Origin of the sequence: Arthrobacter oryzae, from assembly GCF_037911235.1 — a bacterium.
Taxonomy (GTDB): domain Bacteria; phylum Actinomycetota; class Actinomycetes; order Actinomycetales; family Micrococcaceae; genus Arthrobacter; species Arthrobacter oryzae_E.
In genome coordinates, this window is the sequence record NZ_JBBLYW010000062.1 from 1 (window position 1) to 2553 (window position 2553).

2 protein-coding genes and 1 pseudogene are annotated in these 2553 nt (G+C 69.1%); 2 read left to right on the forward strand and 1 reads right to left on the reverse strand.

Annotated features, from left to right (window positions below; all coding sequences use genetic code 11):
* Positions 1-209, reverse strand: a pseudogene (locus WMN78_RS16405) (PspC domain-containing protein); the annotation flags it as partial.
* Between the two features lie 124 nt (positions 210-333).
* Between WMN78_RS16405 and WMN78_RS16410 the strand changes: the two are divergent.
* Positions 334-1782, forward strand: a complete 1449-nt coding sequence (locus tag WMN78_RS16410; RefSeq protein WP_340534796.1) for a PspC domain-containing protein — start codon at positions 334-336, stop codon at positions 1780-1782.
* The gene (locus WMN78_RS16415; protein WP_340534797.1) at positions 1779-2465 is read left to right on the forward strand and encodes a response regulator transcription factor; all 687 of its coding nucleotides are present in this window, start codon (positions 1779-1781) and stop codon (positions 2463-2465) included. Before WMN78_RS16410 ends, WMN78_RS16415 begins: the two co-directional genes overlap by 4 nt.
* Positions 2466-2553: the final 88 nt, after the last annotated feature.

The window sequence follows — 2553 nt, forward strand, 5'->3', positions numbered from 1 at the left end:
TAGAGCGGTGGCGGGCCGCCAGGGAAGCTGCCCTGCGGGGAGCTTGTACCTGAACCGGTGCCTGAGCCGATCCCGGAACCGGAACCCTCCTGGCCTGAGGCGGTGCCGTCGTCGGAACTGCGGTCAGCTGGCGTGGCGGAACCGGAACCGGAATCGGGACGGCCGGACGGCAGCGGATCTTCGTCTGGGTATGCATTGTGCGAGTTCATACTTCGATCCTGCCGTCCGCACCGGCCGTGCTCTATTGGGGAACACCCTGAGCTGCCCCTGAGTGACCCCCGGTTCCTTGTGAAATCAAGGGTGCGGAACCCTGATCCATGTTTGGATTGACACATGACAACGGCCCCCACCCGCCCCCCGCTGGTCCGCAGCGGCGACCGCGTTATCGCCGGTGTCTGCGCGGGCCTGGCCGCCCACCTGGGATGGCCGGTGCGGATGGTCCGGATCGGCATGGTGGTAGCCGCGCTCGCCGGTGGAGCAGGGCTGGCGTTCTACGCGTGGCTCTGGATCATGGTGCCGACTGCGGACGAGAACGCGAAGCGGAACGCGCGGCGCCCGGCGTCGCCCATAGCTCCGGCCGTCAGTGACCCGGGGCCGATGCTGGTGCCGGGGCCCCTGCTGCTGCCGGGACCGCTGGAAGTGCCGCCGGACTTCGGAACCGGTCCGGTGCCTGCAGCAGCTGCCTTCCCGGGCGGAGGCGCCCTACCCGGGTCTCCGGGCCTGCCTCCCGCAGCCGTTCCGGGTGCCACCGGACAAACCGTGGCCGGCACGGCCGCCAACGCGCCGTGGTTCCGCGCCCGGACCATGCCGTACGGCAAGGAAATCCTGCTGGGCGCAGGCCTGTTGCTGGCGGGTGCCATCCTGATCGCACGCATGCTGGGCGTGGACGTTCCGCTGGGGACGTTGATCCCGGCGGCCGCTATCCTTGGCGGGGCAGCTATTGCGTGGATTCAGCTGGACGAAACCCGCCGGGCCGGGCTCCTTGACAAGACCAAGGCCGACCAGGCCGGCGGCTGGGCCAGGCTCGCCGCGGGGCTCGCCCTGGTGGTCGCCGGCGTGCTGGTGATGGTGTCCGGCTCCGGTTCTTGGGAGCAGACCTGGCTGGCGCTCCTGTCCTCCGTGGCAGTCCTCGGCGGCGTGGCACTGGTGCTGCTCCCGTGGGGCCTGAAGTTCTGGCGGGACCTTGAAGCGGAGCGCTCCGGCCGGGTCCGGGCCACGGAACGGGCGGAGATTGCCGCCCACCTGCACGATTCCGTACTGCAGACGCTCGCGCTGATCCAGCGGCGGGCAGGTAACGAGAACGACGTCGTACGGCTGGCACGCGCGCAGGAACGTGAGCTGCGGGGCTGGCTGTACCGTGACCCCGGCAAGGAAGCGGGCCAGCTCTCGGAGCGCATCAAGGCGGCGGCCGCGGAGGTCGAGGACTCCCTGGGCAATGCCGTGGATGTGGTCAGCGTGGGGGATACCGCCATGACCGCGCGGCACGAGGCGCTGGTGCAGGCCAGCCGGGAGGCCATGGTCAACGCGTCCCGTCACGGCGGCGGTGCGGTGTCGGTGTACCTTGAGGTGGCCGACGGCGACGCGGAAGTTTACGTGAAGGACCGCGGCCCCGGTTTTGACCCGGAGTCGGTTCCGGGCGACCGCATGGGCGTCCGTGAATCGATTGTCGGGCGGATGAACCGTCACGGCGGGACCGCCGTCATCAGCAGCAGCCCGGACGGCACGGAAGTGCGGCTCAGGCTGCCGTCCGACGCCGCAGACAACGGAGAGGGAAAGTCGTGAACAACGTCGAAGCAGGGAGTGCCCAGGCAGGAGGCGCCCACGCGGTCCGCGTCGTGATCGTGGACGATCACGCCATTTTCCGGTCCGGGCTCAAGGCGGACCTGGACGCCCGGGTCACTGTGGTGGGCGAGGCCGGAACAGTCGAACAGGCCATCGCCGTGATCGCACAGGCCCGGCCCGAGGTGGTGCTGCTGGATGTGCACCTGCCGGGCGGGCTGGGCGGCGGCGGACGCGAGGTGATCGCCGGTTCGGCAGCCCTGCTGGGTAGCACCCGGTTCCTCGCACTGAGCGTCTCGGACGCCGCCGAAGACGTGGTTTCGGTCATCCGCGCCGGCGCCCGGGGATATGTGACCAAGAGCATCTCCGGCACGGAAATCACCGATGCCGTCCTTCGTGTGGCCGGTGGCGATGCCGTCTTTTCGCCGCGGCTGGCCGGGTTCGTGCTGGATGCGTTCGGCACGGCGCCGGCTGATATCGCCGACGACGAGCTGGACCGCCTCTCCGCCCGTGAGCTGGAGGTCATGCGGCTCATTGCGCGGGGCTACAGCTACAAGGAAGTGGCCAAGGAGCTCTTCATCTCCATCAAGACCGTGGAAACCCATGTCTCCGCCGTGCTGCGCAAACTTCAGCTCTCCAGCCGCCACGAGCTGACAAAGTGGGCCGCCGAGCGCAGACTCCTCTAGCCCACCCCGGACGCTCTCTCACTTCCTGCCGCCAAAACACGGACGCTCTCTCAGTCCCTGCCGCCAAAACACGGACGCTCTCTCACTT